The sequence below is a fragment of the Microbacterium sp. MM2322 genome (genome assembly GCF_964186585.1).
GTDB lineage: Bacteria > Actinomycetota > Actinomycetes > Actinomycetales > Microbacteriaceae > Microbacterium.
In genome coordinates this window covers 1308845-1329139 of the sequence record NZ_OZ075067.1, presented here as the reverse complement: position 1 = coordinate 1329139, position 20295 = coordinate 1308845, and the positions used below count along the sequence as shown (strand labels likewise).

The 20295-nt window shown below is 69.1% G+C and carries 15 protein-coding genes; 5 read left to right on the top strand and 10 right to left on the bottom strand.

Features of this window, described 5'->3' with window-relative positions:
• Position 1: 1 nt before the first annotated feature.
• From dnaJ to lepA, 5 genes are all read right to left on the bottom strand, one after another.
• Complete coding sequence (gene dnaJ / locus ABQ271_RS06455; RefSeq protein ID WP_349310654.1) at positions 2 to 1117, bottom strand: molecular chaperone DnaJ; 1116 nt, start codon at positions 1115 to 1117, stop codon at positions 2 to 4.
• Between the two features lie 31 nt (positions 1118 to 1148).
• The gene (gene hrcA / locus ABQ271_RS06450; protein WP_349310653.1) at positions 1149 to 2183 is read right to left on the bottom strand and encodes a heat-inducible transcriptional repressor HrcA; all 1035 of its coding nucleotides are present in this window, start codon (positions 2181 to 2183) and stop codon (positions 1149 to 1151) included.
• A gap of 70 nt (positions 2184 to 2253) precedes the next feature.
• Positions 2254 to 3471 carry a radical SAM family heme chaperone HemW gene (hemW, locus tag ABQ271_RS06445; protein ID WP_349310652.1) on the bottom strand — a complete coding sequence of 406 codons (1218 nt, stop codon included), beginning with the start codon at positions 3469 to 3471 and terminating at the stop codon, positions 2254 to 2256.
• Positions 3471 to 4121, bottom strand: coding sequence for a DUF1990 family protein (locus ABQ271_RS06440; protein WP_349310651.1), 651 nt, complete (start codon positions 4119 to 4121; stop codon positions 3471 to 3473). The genes hemW and ABQ271_RS06440 overlap by 1 nt, the downstream gene beginning before the upstream one ends.
• Before the next feature lie 9 nt (positions 4122 to 4130).
• Positions 4131 to 5981, bottom strand: a complete 1851-nt coding sequence (gene lepA / locus ABQ271_RS06435; protein ID WP_349310650.1) for a translation elongation factor 4 — start codon at positions 5979 to 5981, stop codon at positions 4131 to 4133.
• 234 nt (positions 5982 to 6215) lie between these two features.
• On the opposite strand from lepA, the gene ABQ271_RS06430 reads away from it, so the two are divergent.
• The 3 genes from ABQ271_RS06430 (at position 6216) to rpsT (ending at position 12129) form a co-directional block, all read left to right on the top strand.
• A complete protein-coding gene (locus tag ABQ271_RS06430) occupies positions 6216 to 10919 on the top strand; it encodes an ExeM/NucH family extracellular endonuclease (RefSeq protein WP_349310866.1) in 4704 nt (1567 codons plus the stop codon).
• Between the two features lie 88 nt (positions 10920 to 11007).
• Positions 11008 to 11742, top strand: coding sequence for an alpha/beta hydrolase (locus ABQ271_RS06425; protein WP_349310649.1), 735 nt, complete (start codon positions 11008 to 11010; stop codon positions 11740 to 11742).
• A gap of 126 nt (positions 11743 to 11868) precedes the next feature.
• Complete coding sequence (gene rpsT, locus ABQ271_RS06420) at positions 11869 to 12129, top strand: 30S ribosomal protein S20 (protein ID WP_065570668.1); 261 nt, start codon at positions 11869 to 11871, stop codon at positions 12127 to 12129.
• Between the two features lie 75 nt (positions 12130 to 12204).
• Here the strand turns inward: rpsT and holA are convergent, their stop codons facing one another.
• Genes holA through ABQ271_RS06400 form a run of 4 tightly spaced genes read right to left on the bottom strand, consistent with a single transcriptional unit; the run spans position 12205 to position 16812 of the window.
• Positions 12205 to 13239 carry a DNA polymerase III subunit delta gene (holA, locus tag ABQ271_RS06415; protein ID WP_349310648.1) on the bottom strand — a complete coding sequence of 345 codons (1035 nt, stop codon included), beginning with the start codon at positions 13237 to 13239 and terminating at the stop codon, positions 12205 to 12207.
• A gap of 10 nt (positions 13240 to 13249) precedes the next feature.
• Positions 13250 to 13903, bottom strand: coding sequence for a Pr6Pr family membrane protein (locus tag ABQ271_RS06410; protein ID WP_349310647.1), 654 nt, complete (start codon positions 13901 to 13903; stop codon positions 13250 to 13252).
• Between the two features lie 9 nt (positions 13904 to 13912).
• Complete coding sequence (locus ABQ271_RS06405) at positions 13913 to 16225, bottom strand: ComEC/Rec2 family competence protein (protein ID WP_349310646.1); 2313 nt, start codon at positions 16223 to 16225, stop codon at positions 13913 to 13915.
• Positions 16222 to 16812, bottom strand: coding sequence for a helix-hairpin-helix domain-containing protein (locus tag ABQ271_RS06400; RefSeq protein ID WP_349310865.1), 591 nt, complete (start codon positions 16810 to 16812; stop codon positions 16222 to 16224). Before ABQ271_RS06400 ends, ABQ271_RS06405 begins: the two co-directional genes overlap by 4 nt.
• Positions 16813 to 17051: 239 nt before the next feature.
• Between ABQ271_RS06400 and ABQ271_RS06395 the strand changes: the two genes are divergently transcribed.
• A complete protein-coding gene (locus ABQ271_RS06395; protein WP_349310645.1) occupies positions 17052 to 18674 on the top strand; it encodes a PAS domain-containing sensor histidine kinase in 1623 nt (540 codons plus the stop codon).
• 48 nt (positions 18675 to 18722) lie between these two features.
• Positions 18723 to 19617, top strand: a protein-coding gene (locus ABQ271_RS06390) for an IS5 family transposase (protein WP_349310644.1) whose coding sequence is annotated in 2 segments (ribosomal slippage) — positions 18723 to 19067 and positions 19069 to 19617 — 894 coding nt in all. Because the reading frame shifts where the segments join, the coding sequence is not laid out codon by codon here.
• Here the strand turns inward: ABQ271_RS06390 and ABQ271_RS06385 are convergent.
• A complete protein-coding gene (locus ABQ271_RS06385) occupies positions 19589 to 20278 on the bottom strand; it encodes a CatA-like O-acetyltransferase (RefSeq protein ID WP_060915526.1) in 690 nt (229 codons plus the stop codon). The genes ABQ271_RS06390 and ABQ271_RS06385 overlap by 29 nt on opposite strands.
• Positions 20279 to 20295: the final 17 nt, after the last annotated feature.

Below are 20295 nucleotides of genomic sequence, written 5' to 3'. Positions count from 1 at the left end.
ATCAGCGCTTGAACTTGCCGCGGAGCTTGGAGAACAGGCCCGGGTGGAACTCCGCCAGGTGCGGCGGCGCGGGGCGCATGCGCTTCGCGAGCTCCTGCACGAGGGCGCGTGCCTTGGGGTCGAGGTGGGAGGGCGTCACTACCTGCACCCCGACGCGGAGGTCACCGCGCTGGTCACCGCGGAGGGGGGTGATCCCTCTGCCGCGGATGGTGAGTTCGTCGCCGGCCTGCACACCGGCTCGAATGTCGAGGTCCACCGCGCCGTCGAGCGAATCGATCGTGACGCTCGTTCCGAGGATCGCGTCGGTCATCGACACCTCGAGAGTCGCGAGCAGATCGTCGCCGTCGCGGCTGAAGACGTCGTGGGGCGCGACCGTGACCTCGAGGTAGAGGTCACCGTTCGGGCCGCCGGCCGGTCCGACCTCGCCCGAGCCCGGAAGCTGCAGACGCAGACCCGTCTCGACACCGGCGGGGATGTCGATGGACACCGTGCGGCGGGCGCGGACGCGACCCTGACCCTGGCACGTCGAACACGGGTACGGGATCGTCGTGCCGTATCCCTGACAGGTCGTGCACGGCTGCGAGGTGACGACGTTGCCGAGAAGGCTCCGGACGGTCCGCTGGATCTGGCCCGAACCGTGGCAGATGTCGCATGTGACGGGCTGAGTCCCCGGCTGGCAGCACGACCCCTGGCAGGTCTCGCAGAGGACCGCGGTGTCGACCTCGATGTCTCGGTGTACGCCGAAGACGACGTCCCCGAGGTCGAGGTCGACGCGCACGAGGGCATCCTGACCCCGCTCGCGGCGCGACCGCGGGCGCCCGGCGCGCGTTCCGCCGCCGCCTCCGAAGAAGCTCTCGAAGATGTCGCTGAAGCCGCCGAATCCGGCTCCCGCCCCGCCGCCGAACGCGTTCGCGTCGCCGCCCATGTCGTAGCGCTGGCGCTGGTCGGGGTCGCTCAGCACGTCGTAGGCGTGCGTCACGAGCTTGAACTGCTCGGATGCATCCTCACCGGGGTTCACGTCCGGGTGCAGCTGGCGCGCCAGACGCCGGTACGCCTTCTTGATCTCCTCCGGGCTCGCGTCGCGCGCGACACCCAGGACCTCGTAGTGGTCAGCCACAATCACCTCTCCGGCCGTCCGGCCGATTCGTTCAGCGCGACTTCTCGTCTTCTTCGAGCAGACGCGTCAGATAGTGCGCGACGGCGCGAACCGCCGCGAGATTCGTGGGGTAGTCCATGCGGGTGGGGCCGAGCACGCCCACGCGTGCCTGCGAACCGCCCGCGTCGTAGTCGCCCGCGACGATGGATGCCTCCGACAGCCCGAACGGTTCGTTCTCACGCCCGATGCTGGTCGCGAGTCCCCGGTCGTCGGCGACCATCTCCCCCATGAGCCGAAGAAGCGTCACCTGCTCCTCGATCGCCTCGAGAAGGGGGTAGATGCTGCCCCGGAAGTCGGACTCGCGTCGCGCGAGGGTCGCTGAGCCCGCCATCACCATGCGGTCGTGACGGAACTCCTCGAGCTCCTCGCCGATCGCGCGCAGCACGATCCGGCGGTTCTCCTCACGCGGGACGGGCAGGTCCTGCTCGAGGATGCGGGCGATCGCCGCGGCCCCGTCACGGACGCTCTTCCCGGTGAGCAGCGCCGCCATCGCGACTTTGAGCTGCTGCGCCTCGTCGTCCGTGGGCTCGCTGGCGAGGAAGGCGACGCGCTGCGAGACGCGTCCAGTGTCTGTCACGACGATGATGACGATGCGGGTGCCGCCGAGGTGGACGACTTCGATGTGGGAGACGTTCGCACGAGCGAACGAGGGGTACTGCACGATCGCGACCTGCCCAGTCAAGCGGGTCAGGGAACGCACAGTCCGCACGAGGAGGTCGTCGAGGTCGCCGGTGTCCTCGAGGAACGAGCCGATCGCGGAGCGCTGCGCAGACGTGAGCGGGCGGACGTCTGCCAGGTGATCGACGAAGACGCGGTAGCCCTTGTCCGTGGGCACCCGACCCGAGGACGTGTGCGGGGCGGTGATGAGCTCTTCGTCTTCGAGGAGCGCCATGTCGTTGCGGATCGTCGCCGCAGAGACGCCGAACTGGTGACGATCGACGATGGCTTTACTGCCGACCGGCTCGCGCGTGTCGACGTAGTCCTGGACGATTGCGCGCAACACCTGGAGACCGCGTTCCGAGACCATCACCCCTCCTCCGCTGGCACTCTCGATCTTGGAGTGCCAATTCTACCGTGCGTGACGCGATCTGCTCGGATCACGCCGTGAGCGCGCGGACGACGGCGTCGGCCAAGAGCCTCCCGCGGCGGGTGAGGACGACCCGCCCGCGCACGGCCGCTGCACCGTCGACGAGTCCGTCGGCGATGAGGGATGCCACGTTCCGCCGCCCGGCTGCCGTCGCCTCGTCGACCGCGACGCCGTCGACGATGCGCGATCGCAGCAGGATGACCTCGAGGCGGCGGGCCTCGGCATCCGGTCGCTCCCGTCCGGCCGCCGGCGACTCTCCCAGCGACAGGCGCTGTGCGTAGGCGGCGGGGTGCTTGACGTTCCACCACCGCAGTCCGCCGACGTGACTGTGCGCGCCGGGCCCGTAGCCCCACCAGTCCTGCCCCCGCCAGTAGGAGAGGTTGTGGCGGGACCGCTGCGCAGGGCTCGTGGCCCAGTTCGAGACCTCGTACCAGCCGTAACCGGCTGCCGCGAGATGCTCGTCGGCCAGCTCGTACATGTCGGCTTGCAGGTCGTCATCGGGTGCCGGGACCTCGCCGCGGCGGATCTGACGCTCGAGCTTGGTGCCGTCCTCGACGATGAGCGCGTAGGCCGAGATGTGATCGGGCGCCAGCGCGGTGGCCGTCTCGAGCGACGTTCGCCAGTCCCAGAGGGACTCCCCCGGCGCACCGTAGATGAGGTCGAGGCTGACGGCGAGACCGGCCCCGCGCGCCGCCGCGACGGCCGTCGCGATGTTCGCCGGGTCGTGCGTGCGGTCGAGTGCAGCCAGCACGTGCGGCACCGACGACTGCATGCCGATCGAGAAACGCGTGACGCCCGCCGCGGCGAGCGTCCGCGCCACCTCCTCGGTGAGGGTGTCGGGGTTCGCCTCGACCGTCACCTCGGCGCCGTCCGCGAGACCGAACGTGTCGCGGACGCCGTCGAGCATGCGGGCCAGATCCCCCGGGGGGAGCAGGGTCGGCGTGCCCCCGCCGAAGAAGACCGTCTGCGCCGGCCGCAGTGGCCCGCGCGCTTCGAGCACTGCTCTCGACAGGGCCATCTCGTGAAGCACTTCGTCGGCGTACACGTCTTGACGGGCACCCCGAAGCTCGGTCGCCGTGTAGGTGTTGAAGTCGCAGTAGCCGCAGCGCACCCGACAGAACGGGACGTGCAGATAGACCCCGAAGTCGACCTCGGAATCGACCTCGACGTCGTGCGGCAGCGCACCGTCGGCGGGTGCAGGATCGCCGAGCGGGAGAGCAGAACCCATCAGGCGCCGGTGGCGTACATCGGCGACATCGCCTGCAGGTACCCCTGGAAGAGCGCGCGGCGGCGGCGCTTCACCAGCGGACGCCACAGGCGGTACAGAAGGCCGGTCGGCTTGTCGAAGGCGCGCACGGTGAACCAGACCTCGTCGTCGTCCCGCCACTCGAGGAGGAACGACTCCTCGCCGCTCACGACCGACCCGCTCACGGTGCCGAGCGAGAATCCGATCCGCCGCGGCTCGTCGATGACCGAGATGACTCGGAGTTCGGCATCCGCTCGCATTCCGCCGACCCGTCCGCGGACGTGGGCCGTCGCGCCGGCGCTGACGAACGGCGTCCCGTCGGCGTCGAAGCGTTGCTCGTCGTCGAGACGGCTCGGCTGGACGGGGTTTCCGTCCGCGTCGAAGCCGACCCCCGTATACATGGGTCCGGATGCCGGGCGCACATCTGTGATCTCGACGCCGGCTCCGCGCTGGGCCCCCCACCCGAGAAGCGATTCGCTCGACGTGACGAAGCGGTTCTCGCCACTGCCGAGTCGCCACGATTCCTCGGCGGGGTAGGTGCCCTTGGGCGGATACCCCATCAGGTCAGGGGCTTGAGTGCCCCCGACGGCGGCGTAGTCGACGGTTCCTGCCTGGAAGCTCCCGCGGCGCATCGTGACAGCCTACTTCTTGTCCTTGCCCTCGACATCGCCCGAGAGGGCGGCGATGAACGCCTCCTGGGGGACCTCGACGCGGCCGACCATCTTCATGCGCTTCTTGCCCTCTTTCTGCTTCTCGAGGAGCTTGCGCTTACGGCTGATGTCACCGCCGTAGCACTTGGCGAGGACGTCCTTGCGGATGGCGCTGATGTTCTCGCGGGCGATGATCCGCGCGCCGATGGCGGCCTGGATCGGCACCTCGAACTGCTGGCGAGGTATGAGCTTGCGGAGCCGCTCGGTCATCATCGTGCCGTAGGCGTAGGCCTTCTCGCGGTGCACGATCGAGCTGAACGCGTCGACCTTCTCGCCCTGGAGGAGGATGTCGACCTTCACGAGGTCGGCGGTCTGCGATCCCGCCGGTTCGTAGTCGAGGCTCGCGTAGCCCTGGGTCTTCGACTTCAGGTGGTCGAAGAAGTCGAAGACGATCTCACCGAGCGGCATGTTGTACCGCAGCTCGACCCGGTCCTCGCTGAGGTAGTCCATGCCGAGGAGGGTTCCGCGACGCGACTGGCAGAGTTCCATGACGGTGCCGACGTAGTCCTTCGGCAGCAGGATGCCGACCTTCACCACCGGCTCGGAGACCTCCGCGACGCGGCCGTCAGGGTACTCGGACGGGTTCGTCACCGTGACGGTCTCGTTGGTATCCGTCGTGACCGTGTAGGTCACCGACGGCGCCGTGGTGATGAGGTCGAGGTCGAACTCGCGTGACAGACGTTCGGTGATGATCTCGAGGTGCAGGAGGCCGAGGAATCCGCAGCGGAAACCGAAGCCGAGCGCGACGGAGGTCTCGGGCTCGTACTGCAGGGAGGCATCCGAGAGCTTCAGCTTGTCGAGCGCTTCGCGGAGGACCGCGTAGTCGCTGCCGTCGATCGGGTAGATCCCCGAGAACACCATCGGCTTCGGGTCGGTGTACCCGGCGAGGGCTTCGGTGGCGGGCTTCCGGTGGTTCGTGATCGTGTCGCCGACCTTCGACTGGCGGACATCCTTCACGCCGGTGATCAGGTAGCCGACCTCGCCGACGCCGAGGCCCTTGGTGGGGACCGGCTCGGGGCTCGACACACCGATCTCGAGCAGGTCGTGCGCGGCACGTGTCGACATCATCTGGATCCGCTCACGGGGCTCGAGCTTCCCGTCGATCATGCGGACGTAGGTCACAACGCCTCGATACGCGTCGTAGACCGAGTCGAAGATCATCGCTCGAGCCGGTGCGTCGGCGTCGCCCTGCGGGGCGGGGATGCGCTCGACGATGCGGTCGAGGAGTTCCTCGACGCCGATGCCCGTCTTGCCGCTGACTTTGAGGACGTCGGCCGGGTCGCCACCGATGAGGTTCGCGAGCTCGGCCGCGTACTTCTCGGGGTCGGCGGCGGGCAGGTCGATCTTGTTGAGGACCGGGATGATCTCGAGGTCGTTCTCGAGAGCGAGGTACAGGTTCGCGAGCGTCTGCGCTTCGATCCCCTGCGCAGCGTCCACGAGAAGGATCGCGCCTTCGCACGCGGCGAGCGAGCGGCTGACCTCGTAGGTGAAGTCGACGTGGCCGGGTGTGTCGATCATGTTGAGGGCGAACGTGCCGGCGTCGGTGGCCCACGGCATCCGGACGGCCTGACTCTTGATCGTGATGCCGCGCTCGCGCTCGATGTCCATGCGGTCGAGGTACTGGGCTCGCATGTCCCGGTCGGAGACCACGCCGGTGATCTGCAGCATGCGGTCGGCCAGCGTGGACTTGCCGTGGTCGATGTGGGCGATGATGCAGAAGTTGCGGAGCTGCGCGGGCGGCGTGGCCGCGGGCTGCAGGGGCGTGAGAGAGCGGGGTGACATGACCAGGCGAGTCTACCGGCGGCGAGCCGCTCGACCGCGCCCCGGCGTCGGCACACTAACCGCTGGCGACGCCGACACGCCAGTGCGCCCATGCATGAGAAAGAGTTAACCGATCCGACCCTTGCGGGGTGCCCCATACCGCCCGAATGCTCATCATGGCGGTCGGTTCCTGCGCGATACGCACCGCGCCCGCGCCGCCTGGGAGAACCCACTGTGTCGCACCCCCCTGCCCCCGTGCCCGCCACGCATCCGGTTCTCCGCCGGACCTGCGCCCTGCTGACCGTCGCCACCGTCGCTGCCGCGGGGCTCGCGCTCTCGCCTTCCGCCGCGACCGCTGCTGTGTCGTCCGACTCGCCGCTGGTGATCTCCGAGGTCTACGGCGGAGGCGGCAACAGCGGCGCCGCCTTCAACCGCGACTTCGTCGAACTCGCGAACACCGGCGACGAGACGATCGACCTGAGCGGCTACAGCGTGCAGTACGCCTCGGCCACCGGCGCCTCCTGGCAGGTGACGAAGCTCGGCGACGTCGACCTCCCCGCGGGCGAGAACCTGCTGATCGGTGAGGCACCGGGAAGCAACACCGCACTCCCCGGCTTCGACGCCGATGTCGAGGGCACCATCGCGATGAGCGGCAGCGCCGCCAAGGTCGCGCTCGTCTCGACCGAGACGGCGCTCACCGGCAGCACCGGGATCGCCACGCTCGACCAGGTCGTCGACCTCGTCGGCTGGGGCACCACCGCGACGGCGTTCGCCGGGTCGGCTCCCGCCCCCGGCACGTCCAACGGGACGAGCGTCTCGCGGGACGCGGATGCCACGAACACGGCCGACAATGCGGCGGACTTCACCGCCGGCATCCCGACCCCCACCGGCCTCGGCGCCGATGTCGACCCTGAGCCCGAACCCGAACCCCAGGTCGCGACGATCGCCGAGATCCAGGGCACGACGGATGCCTCGCCCCTGGCCGGCCGCACCGTCACCACGACCGGCGTGGTCACCGCGCGCTACCCCTCGGGCGGCTACAACGGCTACGTCATCCAGACGGCAGGGACCGGCGGCGAGCTCGACCTGGCCGCCCACACCGCCTCGGACGCGGTCTTCGTCTACGCGCCCGGCGCGACCGGCGAGGTCGCCCTCGGCGACACCGTCACGGTCACCGGCGTCGTCTCGGAGTTCAACGGGCTGACCGAGCTCACGGTCAAGCCGGGCGGCGCCGAGGTCATCGCCGACGCGTCGGCTCCCCTGCCGGCGACCGTCGGGTGGCCGAAGACCGCCGCCGAACGCGAGTCGCTCGAGTCGATGCTCATCGCCCCGCAGGGCGAGTTCACCGTCAGCGACACGTTCAGCACCAACCGCTTCGGCGAAGTCGGACTCGCCGCCGGCGACTCGCCGCTGCGCCAGCCGACCGACGCCGCTCGCCCCGGAAGCGATGCCGCAGCGGCCGTCGCAGCGGACAACGCCGCACGCGGCGTGCGTCTGGACGACGGCGCGGGACTCGATTACACGTCGGCCGCCAACCAGGCACTGACGCCCGCCTACGTCTCGCTCACCGAGCCGGTCACGGTCGGCGCCGGAGTCACGTTCACCGAACCGCTCATCGTCGACTACCGCAACGACTCGTGGAAGCTGAACCCGACCGCCCCGCTCGTCGGCGACGGTACCGGCACCGACGAGGTCGTCTTCGAGAACATCCGCACCGACGCCCCGGCGAACGTCGGCGGCGACCTCTCGATCGCGTCGTTCAACGTCCTCAACTACTTCACGACTCTCGGCACCGATTCGGCGAGCTGCGAGGCCTACACCGACCGGTTCGGCGATGGTGTGACGGTCCGCGACGGTTGCGACCAGCGCGGCGCGTGGGATGCCGCCGATCTCGGGCGTCAGCGGGCGAAGCTCGTCGACGCCATCACGTCGGTGGATGCCGGTGTCGTCGGTCTCATGGAGATCGAGAACTCCGCAGCCCTCGGTGAAAAGGCTGACGAGGCGACGTCCACGCTCGTGGCGGCGCTGAACGCGAAGGCCGGCGCTGGAACGTGGGCGTTCGTGCCCTCGTCGACGGATCTGCCCCCGGCATCCGAGCAGGACGTCATCACCAACGCGATCATCTACCAGCCCGCTCTCGTCTCCCCCGTCGGCGCTGCGCGTGCCCTCGGCGACCAGAGCGCCGACGGCGAAGCGTTCGGCAACGCTCGCGAGCCCATCGCGCAGGTGTTCGAGCCAGCCACCGGCGGCGACCCGTTCCTGTTCGTGGTGAACCACTTCAAGTCGAAGGGCTCGGCCGGTCCCTGGCCGGGTGACGCCGACGCCGGCGACGGCCAGGGCTCGTCGAACGAGTCACGCGTCCGCCAGGCCACCGCGCTGCGCGACTGGGTGAAGGACATCCAGGGCGATGTCGATGCCGTCGCGCTCGCGGGCGACTTCAACTCCTACAGCAAGGAAGACCCGCTGCAGGTGCTGTACGACGCGGGCTACTCGGATGCCGAGCAGGCCTTCGACGTCGACTCGTCGTCGTACAGCTTCTCGGGGCTGTCCGGTTCGCTCGACCACATCCTGCTCAACAAGGCGGCTCTCGCCCGGTCGACGGATGCCGACATCTGGAACATCAACTCGGGCGAATCGGTGGCGCTGGAGTACAGCCGGTTCCGCACGCACGGGACGGAGTTCTACTCCCCGGACCCGTTCCGCTCGAGCGATCACGATCCCGTGATCGTCGGGATGACGGCGAAGGCGGCCCCCGTCCAGCTGACCCTCCTCGGCATCAACGACTTCCACGGCCGGATCGACGCCAACACCGTCGCGTTCGCGGGAACCGTCGAGGAGCTCCGGAAAGCGGCATCCGGTCCGACCCTGTTCCTGTCGGCGGGTGACAACATCGGCGCCTCTCTGTTCGCGTCGTCGGTGGCGAAGGACCAGCCCACGATCGACGTGCTCAACGCGATGGACCTGAAGGCCACCGCTGTCGGCAATCACGAGTTCGACCGCGGCTTCGACGACCTGTCCGGCCGCGTCGCCGATGAGCTCGACGCGCCGCTGCTCGGCGCCAACGTCTATCAGAAGGGCACCACGACCCCAGCACTCGACGAGTACGCGCTGCTCGACGCGGACGGGCTCACCGTCGGCGTCATCGGCACCGTCACCGAGGAGACGCCCACGCTCGTCACCCCGACCGGCATCGAGTCGGTCGACTTCGGCGACCCCGTGGCGGCGACGAACCGCGTTGCCGCGCAGCTCAGCGATGGCGACGAGTCCAACGGCGAAGCCGACGTGATCGTCGCGCTCTACCACGAGGGCGCGGGAGCGGGTACGCCTGACGGCGCCTCGCTCGAGGAGGAAGTCGCCGCGGGCGGCGCCTTCGGAGCGATCATCACCGACACCTCGGCCGACGTGGACGCCATCTTCACCGGCCACACGCACAAGGAGTACGCGTGGTCGGCACCGATCCCCGGCACCGACCGCACCCGTCCCGTCGTGCAGACCGGATCGTACGGCGCCAAGATCGGTGAGATCACGCTGACGGTGGATGCCGCCACGGGCGACGTCTCCGCGCACACCGAGCGCAACGTCGCACGCACTACGACCCCCGCAGCCGACCTCGTCGCCGCGTACCCGCGGGTCGCTGAGGTCGACCGGATCGCGAAGGCCGCCGTCGCGAACGCGGCCGCCATCGGAAACACGGAGGTCGGCCAGGTGGCCGACGACATCACGACCGCCTACAGCGGCGGCTCGTACGTCGACGGCGTCTACACCGGCGGATCGCGCGACAACCGTGCCGCGGAGTCGACCCTCGGCAACTCGGTCGCGAACATGCTGCGCGACAGCCTGTCCGACCTGCCGAACGGCGCCATGATCGGCGTGACGAACCCGGGCGGTCTGCGCGCGGACCTCTTCGACACGCAGGCCGAGTTCGGGGCCAGCGCGGTCGCCGGGCTCGCCGACGGATCGGTGTCGTTCAGCCAAGCCAACGCGGTGCTGCCCTTCAACAACACGCTGGCACTCATCACCCTGACGGGCGAGGAGTTCACGACCATGCTCGAGCAGCAGTGGCAGCGGGATGCCGCGGGTAACGTCCCGCAGCGCCCCTACCTCCAGCTGGGTCTCTCGGACAACGTGTCGTACACCTACGACCCGACTCTCCCCGAGGGCGAGCGGATCACGTCGGTGACCGTCGACGGCAAGCCCATCGACCCGGCCGGCACCTACCGGATCGGTACGTTCTCCTTCCTCGCGGCGGGCGGCGACAACTTCCGCGCCTTCACGGAGGGTGCCGACTACGTCGACACGGGACTGCTCGACTACGAGGCGTGGGTGGACTACATCGCCGACAACTCCCCCGTCGCGCCGTCGTTCGCGAAGCACGCAGTGCAGGTATCGGGCGTCCCCGAGACCGTCGCTGCAGGCGACACGGTGGCGTTCCAGGTCGCCGGGATGGACCTGACCAGCAAGGGCGCTCCGGCGAACACCGAGGTGACGGTGAGCCTGGGCGACCAGGTCCTCGGCACCGCGCCGGTGTCGGAGGGCGCGGCATCCGTCAGCGTCATCCTCCCGGCCGGCACCCCCGCGGGAACGGTGCAGCTCACGGTCACCGCTGCTCCCAGCGGGACGGTCGTGCAGGTGCCGGTCACCGTCGAAGAGGCTGCGGAGCCCGCTGCGGCGACCCGCACCACCCTCATCGCGGTTCCGCCGGTGCACATCAACCGGTTCCTGCCCGCGACACTTCTCGCGATCGTCACGCAGGACGGCGGCCGCGCGGAGGGCGTCGTCGAGTTCCGCGAGGGCGACAAGGTCATCGCGACAGTGGACGTGCGCCGCGGGCTCGCCTCCACCACCCTCGGCACGCTCTCCCGAGGCAAGCACGCGTACACCGCGACGTTCGTCCCGAAGGATCCGAAGGTCGCCGAGGGGTCGGTGAGCAACCGGGCATCGGTGCGCGTCCTGTTCTGATCGTCATTCCGGTGTAACGGGGGCGGGTCTTCGGATCCGCCCCCGTTGTCGTGTGCTCCCTCAGCCTCGGAATTCGTAGGCTGGAGTGATGACGGCTCAGGTGGTCTTCGTCCATGGCATCCGGACCTCTGCCTCGATGTGGCGAGCCCAGGTCGAGCACCTGAGCGCAGCGGGCATCGGCGCGAACGCGGTGGACCTGCCCGGGCACGGCACCCGAATGAGCGAGACCTTCACCCTGGACGGCGCCTTCGAGACGATCGACACCGCGGTGAGGGATGCCGCGACGCGAGGCCCCGTGCTGCTCGTCGCGCACTCGATGGGCGGGCTCATTTCGATCGAATACGCGGGACGCGAGGATCGGCCGCCTGTGGATGCCTTCATCGCGGCGAGCTGCACCTCGATCCCGCGCGGCGCGGGGCTCGCGATCTATCGCACGCTCGCGCGCGGCTTCGACCGACTCCCGGGGCGGGGGCAAGCCCTCACCGACATGGTCCTCGACCGCACGCTGCCGCCCGAGACGCGCGCGGATTTCGGGGCTGGCGGCTACGCCTACGACATGCAGGACGTCGCGCTCCGCAGCCTCTCCGTCCTCGACCTCATCGCGGCGTTGACCCGGATCTCCGTGCCGATGTGGTTCGTGAACGGACAGTGGGATCAGCTGCGCTCGAACGAGCGTCTGTTCACCAGGCTGAAGCCCGAGGCGGAACTGATCGTCGTGCCGCGGACGTCACATCTCGTGACGGCGATGCGACCCCGCGTGTTCAACGCCGTGATTGACCTCGCACTCGCCACGATGGAGCGAGAGCGGCCGGCTTCGGGTTGAGCCCGCGACCTGATAAGATCAGTTTTTGGCTTGCGTGTGGGTTCCTCCCTCACACGACCGCTGTGTGACAGCCCTCTTCTGTCGCCGGCACATCCACCTGTACCTCGAACGAAAGATACGTCGAACGTGGCGAACATCAAGTCGCAGATCAAGCGCAACAAGACCAACGAAAAGGCCCGCGAGCGGAACAAGGCCGTCAAGAGCGAGCTGCGGACCGTCGTCCGTCAGACCCGCGCGGCCATCTCGGCCGGCGACAAGGCCGCTGCCGAGAAGGCTCTGGTGAAGGCGACCAAGAAGCTCGACAAGGCCGTCAGCAAGGGCGTCATCCACGAGAACCAGGCGGCTAACCGCAAGTCCTCGATCGCCAAGCAGGTCGCCGCTCTCTGAGTCGCGACTGCTGAGCTACGACGAAGGCCCGTCCCGCAAGGGATGGGCCTTCGTCGTTTCCGAGGGTGGTTGTCGTCATGCGCCGTACGGAGCGCGGGTCGCGACGACGGTGACGAGCCGCTCGACCGCGAAGACGGCGTCGCGTGACGCGCCTTTGACCTCGGCATCCGCTCGCGCAGCGGCCTGGATGGCGATGCCGAGGGATGACTCGGTCCAGCCGGCGAGGTCACGTCGGGCGCGATCGACCTGCCAGTCCTTCATCCCGATGCGCGCGGCCAAGGCCGACGACGGTTCACGGGTTCCGGCGACACGAGCCATCGTCCGAAGCTTCGAGGCGATCGCGGCGACCATCGGTACGGGATCGGCTCCCGAAGCGAGGGCATGACGGAGAGTGACCAACGCGTCACCGTAGCGGCCGGCGATCGCGGTGTCGGCGACGGCGAATGCGGTCGCTTCGACACGACCGCCGTAGTACCGGGTGACCGTCTGCTCGGTGATGTCTCCCTCGACATCCGAGATGAGCTGCTGGCACGCTGCCGCGAGCTCGGTGAGGTCGTCCGCGAATGCGGAGACGAGGGCGCGGAGGGCGGGCGGCGCAATCCGACGCTTCGCGGCCTGGAACTCCCCCGCCGCGAAGTCGAACCGATCCGAGTCGCGCTTGACCGCGGGGCAGGCGATCTCGATCCCGCCGCCAGTCCCGGAGCGGATCGCGTCGAGGAGCTTCTTGCCCCGCACGCTCGCACCGGTGTGGCGGAGGACGATCGTGGCGCCCTCCTGCGGAGCCTCGAGGTAGCGGATCGCTTCGGCGAGGAACGCGTCGGAGCACTTCTCGACGCCCGAGACACGGACCAGCCGCGGCTCGCCGAACAGCGAGGGCGACGACACCGCGAAGAGGGTGCCGGGCGCGTAATCGTCGGCGCGGACGTCGGTGACTTCGAGGCTGGGATCCTCTGCGCGCAGGTACTCGCGGATGCCGGCGGTGGCCCGCTCGGCGCAGATCTCCTCCGGCCCAGAGATCAGGACGACGGGCGCGGGCTGCGGTGCGCGCCAGGATATCTGCGGGATCGCCGATTTGGTCGTCTTCGCGGCGGGACGACGGGGACTCGGCATGGGAACCAGCCTACCGAGGGCGGCGGACGGTCTCGGTGTCGACGGGGACTCCACCGCGCCGTCGGCTGAGGCCCCAGACCGCTGTCGCGGCGACGAGGAGCATCGCGAGGAGCCCGAGGCTGGTGAGGAGGAGAACTCCTGCGCCTCTGCTCGGGAGGAGGAAGCCGTAGGGCACCCAGCCATCGGTCTGGCCGCGGAGGAGGACGACGGCGATCCAGATCAGCGGGTACGGGAGAACGAGCCACAGACTCCGCCAGGGCAGTCGCAGCCGATCGCCGACGAGGGCCCAGTCGAGCACCGCGTACGCCGGCAACGCGATGTGGAGCACAGTGCTCACCCAGGGCGGCGCCGAACCGGTACCGGGCACGAAGACGTTGTAGACGACCGCCACCACGATGAGGCACGCCGTCGCGACGCCGCGGATTGCAGCGAGCCACGTCGGCACCTGACGCTTCGACAGCAGAAGGATGCCGGTGACTCCGAAGATCAGAGCGCTCCACAGGCTCGTCTGGTTCGTGAAGTAGCCGAAGAAGTCGAACGGGTTGGTGCTCCCCCGGGCGATCGATGAGGCATATGTCCAGCCGAGGACCCCTGTCACGACGACCGCGACGACGAGCCGAACCGCGCCGATCAGGGTGGTGCTCGATGTGCGGGAAACCGACATCCGGTCAGCCTACGACGAGGGTCCGCCGTCCTCGCGCGACCGCCACACCTGAAGTCCGGCGCCGTCGCGCCACACCGCGATGTCGCCGGAACGATCGGTGCGGGCGATGGTCGCGTGCTCCTCCTGGAGCAGGTCGAGGATCTCATCCCTCGGGTGACCGTAGGTGTTCTTGCCCACCGTCACGAGGGCGACGCGGGCATCGAGATCGCGATAGAGGCCCTGATCCTGATCGGCGCTGCCGTGGTGCGCGACCTTCACGACCGCATAGCTGCGATCGATCGCGCCGCTCGCGAGGAGAGAACGCTGCGGCTGGGCCGACAGGTCGCCGAGGAAGATGGCGTCGGGGACGCGGCATCCCGTCACGTCGATGACGACGCTCGCGTCGTTGCCGGCGGGGTAGACCGGATCGCGGGGCTTCGGCCAGAGTGCGCGCCACCGGCACTCCCCCAGCGCGCCGCTCTGACCCGCGGACACCTCCTGCGTCTGGGCGCCGCCCGCCGTGAAGCGCGCGAGCATGTGGGCCGCGTCGGGGTCCGGAATGGGGCCGTGCAGCACCAGGTCGGCCCGCCCCATCATCGCGTCGGCGCCGCCGCGGTGATCCATGTCGAAGTGGGTGAAGACGAGGATGTCGACGCGGTCGATCGCGAAGCGATCCAGGCAAGCGGACAGCGGGTCGGGTTCGGGCCCCGTGTCGATCAGCATGACGGCGTCGCCGGAGCGGATGAGGACCGCATCGCCTTGGCCCACTTCGCACGCGGCGATAGTCCACTCGTGTGGGACGCGAGTGCGATCGAACAGTGTCCGAACGGGTCCCGCGGCTGCGACCACCACGACGATCCCCGCGAGGAGCCATGCCGCCCCTCGCCGCAGCCGATGCCGCCGTGCCGCGACGACGACCCCGATCGCGGCCCCGGTCGCGGTCAGGGCGATGAGCCCCGGCATCCCTTCGAGCCACGCGATGGATGCGCCGGGAAGCTGCGCCGCGAGGTCTGCCGTTCCCGCGATCCACGCCGCGGGCAGCCAGGCGATCGCGGCCAGCCCCTGCGCCAGCACCGGGATCGGCAGCGCTAGGCAGGCGAGCAGGCCGAGCACGGTCGCGGCCGGTGCCGCCGGGCCGGCGAGAAGGTTCGCGAGCACCCCGACGAGCGGAACGGTCGGCTCGATGAGGATGAGGAGCGGTCCGCAGGCCAGCTGGGCGGCGAGCGGAACGGACAGCGCGAGCGCGGCGGGCGCCGGCATCCACCTCGACATCCCATCGGCGAGCGGGCCGGCGAACAGCAGCAGCGACCCCGTCGCCACCGCCGACAGCGCGAACCCCAGGGATGCCGCGAGCCACGGGTCGAGGATGAGCAGGAGGCACACGGATGCCGAGAGAATCGACATGCCCGCGCCGATCCGCCCCAGCAGCACGCCGAGCATCGCGATCGCGGCCATCGCGCCGGCTCGGACGACGCTCGGCTCGGGTGAGACGAGGACGATGAACGCGACCAGCGTCACGAGTCCCGCAGTGACACGGATGCAGCGCCGCGCCCCGCAGAGCGCGGCGACCCCGAACGCGATTCCGACGACGAGCGCGCAGTTCGCCCCCGATACGGCAGTGAGATGAGACAGAGACGACGCCTTCATCTGCGCGTCGAGGTCGGCGCTGACAGCGGACGTGTCGCCGACGGCGAGGCCGGGAACGAGGCCGGCGCCGGGGTCGGGTAACCCGTCGACCGCCGCGACGAGGCCGGTCCGCAGCTCCGCCGCGACGGCCAGCGCGCCCGTCGGCGGCCTCGCGAGCCGAATCGTGGATGCCTCGATCACCAGCACCTCGCGATCGGCGGCATCTGCGTGGAACGCCGTCCCGGTGACCACAACGCGCGCGCCGAGGTCGAGCCCCTCCGGTCGTTCCTGCACCCGGACGAGGACCGGAGCCGACACGGGGCGTACGTCGCGACCGATCGTTGCCGAACGGGTGATCGCATCGAACCGGAAGCCTGTCGCCGACCGCTCGACCTTGCCCACGACATCCACCTCGAACGTGACGCTGCGGCCGCCCGTGATCTTCAGATCGGCGACCGCGGCTCTCGCGGGCTGCGCGAACGCGACGTGGGATGCCGCGGCCCCCGCGACCGCGATCGCCACCGCGACGAGGGCGAATGTCGTCGGCCTCGCGCGACGCACAGCCACCGCGAGTACCGCCACCGCCCCCACCCACAGCGCGACCGCGATCGTGACCGCGTGCTCGGGGAACACGATCGCCAACCCCGCGCCCGCCCAGGCCGTCAGAGCGACCGGCAGCAGTCGCAGATCGCGACGACGCGCGGTCCGACCACTCACACCGTCACCAGGTCGCGGATCGACGCGAGCATCTTCTCCCCGATGCCCGGCACCGCCATCAGGTCGTCGACGCTCGTGAACCGGCCGTTCTCCTCGCGCCAGTCCAGGATGCGTTGCGCGATCGCCGGACCCACCCGCGGGAGCGTGTCCAGCGCAGCCAGGTCCGCGGTGTTGAGGTTCACGCGCCCGTCTCCCTCGGGCGCGGCCGGGGCGCCGGCATCCGTTTGCTCGGCTCCTTCGACGGGGATCAGGAGCTGTTCACCGTCGCTGACCGGGCGCGCGAGGTTGACGCCGTCACGCGCTGCCTCGTCCGAGAAGCCGCCCGCTGCAGCGACCGCGTCGACGACCCGGGCGCCGTCATCCAGGCGGTACAACCCGGGCGTCTTCACCTCGCCGGACACGTGCACGTACACCGATGCCGGCGCGATGCTCTCGGCGGCGGTGTCGGGAACCGTCTCGACCGCGGAGTCTGCTCCGGTGCGCACGATACCGATCGCGATGGTGACCGCAGCGACGATGACCACGAGCGTGATCGCGGCCCCGATACCCAACCGGCGTCGCGATCCCGACACCGTCTGCGCACCCATGTCGACGATCTTCGCGATCAGCCTCGCCGACGACGCCCCGGCAACGGAGGCCGTGGACGAAGCTCGCTCAGCCACTCCAGTGGAGGAGACCAGAACGACGTCGACCGACAGCGCCCGCAGCAGCTGCTCGGGGCGAGCGCCCCCGGCGCATACACCCAAGAGGGCATCCGCAGAAGCGGTCGTTGAGACCAGCCACCGGCACTATCGTTTCTACCCTCGAGGTGCACGAGGGAGGCTCGATGAGAGGGTACGTTTCCGCACCCACGCGCGCTCGACTTGCGTGGTTCGCCCAATCGCAATCGCCGATCCTTGCGACCTTCCTTCTCGTCGGTGTCGCATCCCTCGTGCTCGAGGTTCCGGCGCGGATTCTGTCCGTCGCGGTGTTGGGATACGCCCTCGTCGGGATCGCGACGATCGTCGCTCTCCTCGTGCCGTGGGAGCAGAGGCAATGGCGACACCAGGCCGTGGTCCCCGCCATCGACCTGCTCGGTGCGGTCCTGGTCGCAGCGGCCACGGACTATCACGTGCACGCCATCTCCGCTCTCGCGGCGTTCCCCGCCGTGTGGCTCTCCGCCGTGGGCAAGCGGACCGGAACGTTCGTCGCCCTCATCGGCGCGTACGCCGCAACCTTCATCCCGCTGATCAACGCAGCCGAGACGGTGTCGGCGTCGGACTGGCTGAGCACACTGCTGTTCGCGATCGTCCTGCCCGTGGTCATCATCACTGCGCGGATCCTGGTCGAGAACAACCGCCACATCCGGGAATTGCTCGCCACCCGCCAATCCCAGTGGGCCGAAAGTCAGCGAGATCTGGAACGCCTCGGCGCGGTCCTGCGAAGCTACGCGGACGACGCCGACATCGCGCTCGTTGTCTTCGACCACGAGGGGCGGGCGATCGCGACGAACACCCGATCCCGCGAGTTCGCCCAGCGGGCCCAGCTCGATCCCACGACGGGAGTCGCGGAGCACATCTACGGAGAAGACCGAGTCACCCCCATTCCCGGCCCCGACCAGCCGATCTTCCGAGCGAAGCGCGGCGACGACATCGACAGCGAGTTCTGCTGGATCGGCCCACCCGGGGATCAGACCGCTCTCATCACGACCGGCAAGCCGCTCATCGCATCCGATGGCACGAACATCGGCGTGATGCTCGTCTCCCACGACATCACCGAACAGGTGCACGCCGGACGAGAACGCGAGGACGCGCTCGCCACGCTCTCCCACGAGCTCAGAACCCCTCTGAACGCGATCATCGGATACACCGACCTGCTGTCGACGGATCCCCTCCCCGTCCAGTCCCTCACACGCCTGGCTGTCATCTCCCGCAACGCGGAGCGAGTCATCAAACTCACGTCCTCGTTCCTCGACGGGCTCCGTTCCACCACGGAGTTGGAGCCGCAGGAGATCGACCTGCGGGAGATGGTGGCGGACGCGGTCGATCCCACCAGCATCCCGAACGTCCACGACAGGATCGTGGACGTTCGCATCCCGCCCGGCATCCGCGTGACAGCGGACCGCGAGGGCCTGGCCGCGATCTTGTCCAATCTGGTCTCCAACGCCGTCAAGTTCTCGAGCTCGGGCGACCGCATCGACATCGTCGCGCAGCAGGTGGACGGCACGGTCGAGATCGCCGTGAGGAATACCGGATCACGGATCGACCCCGCCGAACGCGAGCGGATCTTCGACCGCTTCTACCGCTCCCCCGAGGCGCGGCACAGCGCCGTGCCCGGAACCGGCATCGGGCTCGCCTTCAGCCGCAAGGTCGCGACCGCCCTCGGGGGATCTCTCGTCGCCGGGGCCCCCGCCGAGGGCGCCGAGCTGATCCTCACGCTGCCCGCCGCATCCGCCGCGATCGCCGCCTAGGCCGTGTTGATCAAGTGGTTCCGCCACTGGTTGGGTGAGTCTTGAACGGTGACGCGGCAGGAGATCTCTGACGAGGTGTGGTCGGTTATGGAAGCGTTGATGCCGACGGTGACAGGGCGGTCGCGGCCGTGGACAGATCATCGACTCGCTCTCGAGGGGATGGCGTGGAAGTACCGCACCGGGGCGCCGTGGCGGGACGTGCCAGAGCGATTCGGGAAGTGGAACTCGATCTACAAGCGGTTCAATCGGTGGGCTGAGGATGGCACCTGGACGAAGCTGCTTGCCGAGGTGCAGAAGCAGGCCGACGCTGCCGGGAAGATCGACTGGGTTGTCTCGATCGACTCGACCATCGCGCGCGTGCATCAGCACGGTGCGACCCTAAAGCGGGACACAGGGGGCTCTGTCGAATCACAAGAATCCGTGGTTCGAGCCGCCTGATCACGGCATCGGCCGCTCCCGTGGCGGGCTGACGACCAAGCTGCACCTGGTCTGTGACGGCCGCGGCAGACCGCTGGGGATGATGGTTACCGGCGGGAATGTCAACGACACGACGATGATGACCGCGGTACTCAAGGACATCTGCGTGCCCCGCGCCGGGAAGGGCAGACCCCGCACCCGTCCCGATCGGGTGCTCGCCGACAAGGGATACCCGTCGAAGGCGAATCGCGCATGGCTCCGCGATCGCGGGATCGCCGCGACGATTCCTGAGCGGGACGATCAGATCGCGCACCGTCGCAAGAAGCCGGGCCGGCCGATCGACTTCGGCGACCAGCAAAACACCCGCTACCGCGGCCGGAACGTCGTCGAGCGCTGCTTCAATCGGCTCAAGCAGTGGCGCGGCATCGCGCTGCGCTCAGACAAGACCGCACGCAGTTACCGCGCCGCGATCACCCTCGCCGCCACGTTGATCTGGATCAAGACTGACTTGATCGGTACGGCCTAAGGGCTGAGCGCTCCACCCATTCCGGTATCGCCATCAGTTCCCGGATGTCGTTGACGAGCCGCGCCGTGTGGAACCCGTCGGCCGAGGCGTGGTGCACCTGGACGGCCAGCGGCATGAACGTGCGCCCGCCGCGTTCGACGTGCCGGCCGATCGTAAAAATGGGCAGCAGATGCCGGGTGCCACCGTCGATCTGGAGCGAGAACCCGGTGAAGTGCGTCCACGGCACGCTCGAGACGTCGAATACGTCGGGCGGTAGCTCGCCCCGCGGGAACATTGTGGTCGCGGATGCAGCATCCGCGACCACCTCGGCAGTGCGCTCGTGGAAAGTGACGAAGTCCATGTCGTACTGCGACCAAACCACGGCGAACGTTTCGCGCTCCGCGTTGAACACGGTGAACGCTGGATGCACTACGGGCCACGTGGCGGGCGCGCCATCCTCGGTGAGCGCCATCCGGAACTCACGGCGACGATTCACAACGTTCGCGATCGCCCAGATCTGCGCGAGGTATGTCTTGCGCCCTGTGCGTCGCAGCGCAGCGAGGAGCTGAGTCACGTCGATCTCGACGGTGATGGCGTAGGTGCACGGCACCCGCTCGCGGTAGTACTCGAACGTCTCGCGGCGCGTCCACGTTTCGAGGTCGATCGGTTCGGGCAGGATCATTCACCCATCCTCGCAGC